We start from the raw sequence: 5,712 nt of genomic DNA, 5'->3' as shown, positions 1-5,712 counted from the left end.
CGGATTGGTCGCGTGGGTGCTCGGTTCCTACGTCTATTAAGTACTGGTATGCGATGTCCTAAAACGTCTGCTTTCCAACTATAATGAAGTCAGAGTTTCCATGTATTCCGACGTTCTTTACATCCACGTTCAGCAAACCGTTGCCTTTTTCCGATGATAATTGAACAAGATCTCCTAGATAGGCCTGCCGGAGTATGTCCATGCTTGCCCACAAGACGCCCTTTGTAAACGTCTTCTCGCCTTCCGTGAGTATGGAAATACTGTAGCCAACAGAACCGAGGTTCTTTCCTTCGCAATACAAATTGCCTATTGAACTAAATGTAGACGTTGGCATGATTGTACCCCCGATAGGGGCTGTGTCTCCTCACCAAGAAAAGTGGGAGACACAGCTATAACTAATGCCGTTTGGTTTTGATCAAGTCATTGGCAGGAGTAGGAAAGCGACCTGAAACAACATCTGTTGACGCAGTTTTCTCCTTGACCTTATCTTTCTTTGGCTTTCTTATTTCTCGGTTACTTCTTTTCTGACCACGGGGCATTTTGAAAACTTCCTGTTTTTGAGGAATTAACTAATTCTTTCATACCGGACCAATCCAGTGATGGTTCAAATCACCGCTGGAGATACTTCCACATTCTTACAGGGATGTTGCCGAGAAAGCTGCGACATCGCTCGCGATGGTGGGTGCCCAGATTGAAATTCCTGAATGAGTAGCCTTGCTGCGGATATGTGAGCGGCACGGTTTTCTGCGGTATCGTAAAGCCGATAGCCGGCGCGTCGCAGTATTTCACGCATCATTCGAAAGTCGGTAGGGCCAAAGTAGGGCTTGATAATTTTGGAAGACATTTCGTCCTCCTTGTATTGGGGCTGGAGTATGCACTCGCAACCGACAGCGCCCGTTTCAAAAGCTGTCGAGACATGCACCATGCGCTTTAAATTTGAGCAAAGCAACTGAGGCTGAATTGCGACGGCAGATCGGGTCAATCATTGCATAAAAAGCTACTTCATGTCCTCCACGGTGATGCGATAGGAAGTTTGCCGAGCCTGTGAATAGACCTCGCGAGCAGCATCGTAGATCAGTTTCCGTGAGGCGTCGAAGGCGGCAAGAAGCGATGATTCCGTCGCTGCAATGACGCCATTATTCTCCAGGGCGGGCTTATCGATTAGAAATGGGACGGAGGTCATTCCATCGTAGCCGACAAATCGCACGCCCATCTCAAGATCATCGAAACTTCTGCTGGGGTTTGGAAATGAAAGGGCCATTACGTTTCGCTTTTTACTGCGTCGCCTTCGTCATCGCAACGATGGACGGCATTTGCCATTCTTCGATGTTTCTTGATAAATTGTGTCAGGGCGATCTGTAGTCGACCTTCGTCACGTGTTCCCTCCTGAAATCGACGTGTCAGATAACGTGCAGCATCAGTGCGCAAATCTTGTGTGTCGCCGGTTTTACGAGCCTCCCTTAGAAGTCGCGAAATCATAGTGATGTTTCTGGAATTCAACGCGATGGAAGACATTTTGTCCTCCTTTGTTGCGGGCCAGGTATTTGAAACCTGAACGACAGCACCCGTTTCACTTACTGCCGTTTTGAGCATCATGCGCTTTATGTAAGGAGAAAGCAAATATGGCTGCAGTTCCATCGCCGTTAACTCAGACTGGCTGCGTCGCTAAAAATGCTTCCTTGGTCATATAAGCTGCGGTTCTCAACAGCGATCCGCGGCTATCCATATCAATAATGCTGCCAATGTGTGAATACTGCTGTACCAACTATCGTTGTGACTTCCCCAACTGCTGCGCAATACGCCTCCGGGCGGCTTAGGGGCTGGACAGCCGGACCATTTTACGAACTGGCGACAACGTTTCGAAACAGCTTTGCCTATTGACAGTCTCTTTATATCTATTATTCTGGATATATGGAAAATGAAGAAGCAATAACAGCTTTCGCTGCTCTGGCCCAACCGACACGACTGGATACATTCCGGAGGTTGGTGCAACACGAACCTACGGGTATTCCTGCTGGTGAACTGGCGCGCATGCTGGATGTACCGCAGAATACAATGTCTGCACATCTGGCGACATTATCTCGCGCTGGACTTATAAAAGGTGAACGTCAGAGCCGTTCGATTATCTATCGCGCCGACCTCGACCGTTTTCTCGAACTGACCCTTTTCATGATCAAAGACTGTTGCGGCGGTAGTGCTGAACTCTGCGAACCTCTCATACAAAGCCTAACACCGTGTTGCGAACCGAAAGCGACTACACAATAACACGAGACCGACGAATTCGGCCTTCCACCAAACGGACTGATACAATGACAGCTAGGGTTTATAGCGTGCTCAGCTTGAGCACGGGTAATGTCGTGCGTTCAATTTTGAGCAAGGCAACCTGGAATGTGGAGAATAACTGATGTCCACATTCGAACGATATCTGACTGTCTGGGTGGCTCTTTGCATTGTCGCTGGCGTAGCTCTGGGGCACTTCTTTCCGACAGTATTCCATGCAATCGGATCTGCTGAAGTCGCCAGGGTCAATATTCCGGTTGCTATTCTCATCTGGCTTATGATCATCCCCATGTTGCTGAAGATCGATTTTAGCGCATTGAGACAGGTCACTGAGCACTGGCGTGGTATCGGCGTCACGCTCTTTATAAACTGGGCCGTCAAGCCATTCTCGATGGCGCTTCTCGGTTGGCTATTTATCGGCTGGCTGTTTCGCCCTTATCTGCCTGCAGACCAGGTCGATTCCTACATTGCCGGGCTGATTATTCTGGCGGCCGCCCCTTGCACGGCAATGGTGTTTGTCTGGTCGAACCTGACCAAAGGCGAGCCGCATTTCACGCTGTCGCAGGTCGCTCTGAACGATTCGATCATGGTTGTCGCATTTGCCCCTATCGTCGGGCTATTACTCGGACTGTCGGCAATTACTGTCCCATGGGATACGCTCGTTCTGTCGGTTGTCCTCTATATCGTCATTCCGGTGATTATCGCTCAAATCCTGCGCAGAAGTATTCTCGCCAGCGGCGGACAACAATCCTTCGACGCAATGCTGAAGACACTACAACCGCTGTCTCTGGTTGCGCTTTTGGCGACGCTCGTTCTGCTATTCGGCTTTCAGGGAGAGCAGATCATCGCACAGCCCATGATCATTGCAATGCTGGCCGTCCCGATCCTCATCCAGGTCTATTTCAACTCTGGCCTCGCTTATCTGTTGAATCGCATTTCAGGCGAGCAACATTGCGTCGCTGGTCCATCGGCTTTGATTGGTGCATCCAACTTCTTCGAGCTGGCAGTAGCAGCCGCAATCAGCCTTTTCGGCTTCTCATCTGGCGCGGCGCTCGCAACAGTGGTTGGCGTTCTTGTTGAAGTGCCCGTCATGCTCTCGGTCGTCTGGATCGTGAACCGCTCAAAGGGGTGGTACGAACGCGGTGCCAATCAAAAGCCAGTCACTGAAACAGGAAAACCCTGATGTCTGTTATGATTTATCACAATCCGAAATGCGGCACGTCTCGTAACACATTGGCCTTGATCCGTGCCAGCGGCGAAGAGCCTGTCATCATTGAGTATGTGCAAAATCCGCCGTCACGAGAACGACTGGTCGAACTGCTTCAAGCAATGGCGATGACGCCCCGTCAGCTCCTTCGTGAGAAAGGCACACCATATGCCGAGCTGGGATTGTCCGATCCCAAATGGACCGATGATGAACTGGTCGATTTCATGATGGCGCATCCTATCCTGATCAATCGTCCAATCGTGGAAACGCCTCTTGGCACCAGACTGTGCCGTCCGTCAGAACTGGTTCTCGACATTCTGGAAAACCCGGTGTCGTCATTCACCAAAGAGGACGGAGAAGTCATCACCTATGAAAGAAAGTCCCGCTGACATGGACCTACCGAACCTCGATCAGAATTCCTTCGCATTGCCCAACCTGGATGCTCTACGCGCCGACTTTCCAAAGCATAAGCCTCGTATCCTTTTGCTCTATGGCTCACTTCGTGATCGTTCCTACAGTCGGTTTCTGACGCTGGAAGCGCAGCGCCTTCTTGATGCGATGGGGGCAGAAACGCGTGTCTTTCATGCCAATGGTCTTCCCTTGCCAGACGACGGTTCGGCAGAGCATCCGAGGGTTCAGGAATTGCGTGAGGCAATGCTTTGGTCAGAAGGGCAAGTCTGGACCAGTCCAGAACGTCATGGAGCCATGAGCGCCGTCATGAAATCGCAGATCGACTGGATTCCTTTGCCGGGCGGAGCAATTCGTCCGACGCAGGGCCGAACTCTGGCATTGATGCAGGTTTCAGGGGGATCGCAGAGCTACAACGCTGTCAATCAGATGCGCATTCTTGGGCGTTGGATGCGAATGATCACCATTCCAAACCAGTCATCCGTCGCAAAGGCATGGCAGGAATTTGACGACGATGGACGGATGAAACCCTCATCATTCTATGATCGTGTGGTCGATGTGATGGAAGAACTAATGAAGTTTACACTTCTGACGCGTGGCATCTCGGATCATCTCACAGACCGTTATAGCGAGCGCAAGGAAGAAGCGTCCAAACTCGAAAAGCGTGTTTCGTTGAAATCAATATGAACGCTGAACGGCTTCCCATTGCGGCCATTGCCGGTCTCGGACTGACCCAGAATATCGGTTACGGCACTTTATATTATTCCTTCAGCATTCTCGCGCCGTCCATGGCGCGGGACTTCTCCGTTTCCAACGAATGGATTTACGGAGCACTGTCGGTTGCCCTGCTAGCCGGGGGCTTTCTGGCTCCCTGGTTAGGCAAATGGATTGATCGTTACGGTGCTGGTCGCATGATGACGATAGGCTCGATACTGGCCGCCATCTCTCTCATACTGTGTTCGTTTTCTCCAAGTGCTTTAACGTTTGCAGGCGCGCTGACGATCATCGAAATCGCCGCCAACCTCGTCCAATATGGAGCAGCCTTTGCATTATTGGTGCAATTAGCGCCAAATGTTGCCCAGCGTAGCATCACCTATCTGACACTGATTGCAGGCTTTGCCTCGACAATTTTCTGGCCCATTACAACAACCCTTCAACATTGGCTCACCTGGCAACAGACCTATTTGCTGTTCGCTTGCCTCCATTTGTTTCTCTGCGTGCCGGTACACCTTTTGCTCGCGCGTTCTATTGCAAAGAATGGTCGGAAACGATCAACGAATGGAACAGTCACAACCGCCTTTTCAGGTGATTTGCCTGCCCATCAACGGCGCAAAGGTTTCGTGCTTATTCTCGTGGCATTCTCGACTCAGGCTCTCGTTGCAGCGGCCATTCTGGTCCATATGGTGCCGATGTTGGGCGCGCTCGATCTTGCAGGTTCTGCAGCATTTATTGGCGCGATATTCGGACCTTCACAGGTAGCCAGTCGCCTGATCAACATGCTTGGTGGCAAAAACCTCGCTCCGATCAGTCTGGCAGTAATCTCTGCCTCCTTGATGGGTCTAGCCCTCATTGTTCTGCTATTCGGAGCCCCATCCATTATTGCGACGATGATGTTTGCCTGTCTTTTTGGTTTCGGAAACGGTCTTTTCAGTATTGTCTCTGGAACGTTGCCGCTGTCACTATTCGGCAGTGACGGCTACGGTGCCATGCAAGGCAAGATCATGGTAAGCGCTGTCCTGACCCCACCTTCCGGATCATCGCTTGATCATTGATGTTCAACCTCGAAAGAGGGCTAGGACATATGTCGATTTCAGAAC

General features: G+C 50.8%; 8 protein-coding genes. 5 read left to right on the top strand and 3 right to left on the bottom strand.

Features of this window, described 5'->3' with window-relative positions; all coding sequences use genetic code 11:
* Nucleotides 1-604: 604 nt before the first annotated feature.
* From D8666_RS24065 to D8666_RS23770, 3 genes are all read right to left on the bottom strand, one after another.
* Complete coding sequence (locus D8666_RS24065) at nucleotides 605-844, bottom strand: hypothetical protein (RefSeq protein WP_124916094.1); 240 nt, start codon at nucleotides 842-844, stop codon at nucleotides 605-607.
* 153 nt (nucleotides 845-997) lie between these two features.
* A complete protein-coding gene (locus D8666_RS23775) occupies nucleotides 998-1,261 on the bottom strand; it encodes a DUF1488 family protein (protein ID WP_121539673.1) in 264 nt (87 codons plus the stop codon).
* Nucleotides 1,261-1,638, bottom strand: coding sequence for a hypothetical protein (locus tag D8666_RS23770; protein ID WP_121539672.1), 378 nt, complete (start codon nucleotides 1,636-1,638; stop codon nucleotides 1,261-1,263). The genes D8666_RS23775 and D8666_RS23770 overlap by 1 nt, the downstream gene beginning before the upstream one ends.
* A gap of 273 nt (nucleotides 1,639-1,911) precedes the next feature.
* On the opposite strand from D8666_RS23770, the gene D8666_RS23765 reads away from it, so the two are divergent.
* The 5 genes from D8666_RS23765 to arsK all read left to right on the top strand — a co-directional run bounded on the left by D8666_RS23765 (nucleotide 1,912) and on the right by arsK (nucleotide 5,667).
* The gene (locus tag D8666_RS23765) at nucleotides 1,912-2,265 is read left to right on the top strand and encodes an ArsR/SmtB family transcription factor (RefSeq protein WP_121539671.1); all 354 of its coding nucleotides are present in this window, start codon (nucleotides 1,912-1,914) and stop codon (nucleotides 2,263-2,265) included.
* Between the two features lie 139 nt (nucleotides 2,266-2,404).
* Complete coding sequence (gene arsB / locus D8666_RS23760) at nucleotides 2,405-3,463, top strand: ACR3 family arsenite efflux transporter (RefSeq protein WP_121539670.1); 1,059 nt, start codon at nucleotides 2,405-2,407, stop codon at nucleotides 3,461-3,463.
* Nucleotides 3,463-3,876, top strand: coding sequence for an arsenate reductase (glutaredoxin) (arsC, locus tag D8666_RS23755; protein ID WP_121539669.1), 414 nt, complete (start codon nucleotides 3,463-3,465; stop codon nucleotides 3,874-3,876). The genes arsB and arsC overlap by 1 nt, the downstream gene beginning before the upstream one ends.
* Complete coding sequence (gene arsH / locus D8666_RS23750) at nucleotides 3,857-4,582, top strand: arsenical resistance protein ArsH (RefSeq protein WP_121539668.1); 726 nt, start codon at nucleotides 3,857-3,859, stop codon at nucleotides 4,580-4,582. The genes arsC and arsH overlap by 20 nt, the downstream gene beginning before the upstream one ends.
* Nucleotides 4,579-5,667: an arsenite efflux MFS transporter ArsK gene (arsK, locus tag D8666_RS23745; protein WP_235859078.1), complete on the top strand. Its 1,089-nt coding sequence runs from the start codon at nucleotides 4,579-4,581 to the stop codon at nucleotides 5,665-5,667. The genes arsH and arsK overlap by 4 nt, the downstream gene beginning before the upstream one ends.
* Nucleotides 5,668-5,712: the final 45 nt, after the last annotated feature.

The sequence above is a fragment of the Ochrobactrum soli genome, assembly GCF_003664555.1.
GTDB lineage: Bacteria > Pseudomonadota > Alphaproteobacteria > Rhizobiales > Rhizobiaceae > Brucella > Brucella teleogrylli.
Note: the sequence above shows the minus strand (reverse complement) of the source record. Positions and strands in the feature narration are given on the sequence as shown.

Bases quoted from the DNA above. Each gene is read 5' to 3' on its own strand.
- D8666_RS23775 (WP_121539673.1), bottom strand. From the start codon at position 1,261: ATGGCCCTTTCATTTCCAAACCCCAGCAGAAGTTTCGATGATCTTGAG.
- D8666_RS24065 (WP_124916094.1), bottom strand. From the start codon at position 844: ATGTCTTCCAAAATTATCAAGCCCTACTTTGGCCCTACCGACTTTCGA.
- arsH (WP_121539668.1), top strand. From the start codon at position 3,857: ATGAAAGAAAGTCCCGCTGACATGGACCTACCGAACCTCGATCAGAAT.
- arsB (WP_121539670.1), top strand. From the start codon at position 2,405: ATGTCCACATTCGAACGATATCTGACTGTCTGGGTGGCTCTTTGCATT.
- D8666_RS23765 (WP_121539671.1), top strand. From the start codon at position 1,912: ATGGAAAATGAAGAAGCAATAACAGCTTTCGCTGCTCTGGCCCAACCG.
- D8666_RS23770 (WP_121539672.1), bottom strand. From the start codon at position 1,638: ATGGAACTGCAGCCATATTTGCTTTCTCCTTACATAAAGCGCATGATG.
- arsC (WP_121539669.1), top strand. From the start codon at position 3,463: ATGTCTGTTATGATTTATCACAATCCGAAATGCGGCACGTCTCGTAAC.
- arsK (WP_235859078.1), top strand. From the start codon at position 4,579: ATGAACGCTGAACGGCTTCCCATTGCGGCCATTGCCGGTCTCGGACTG.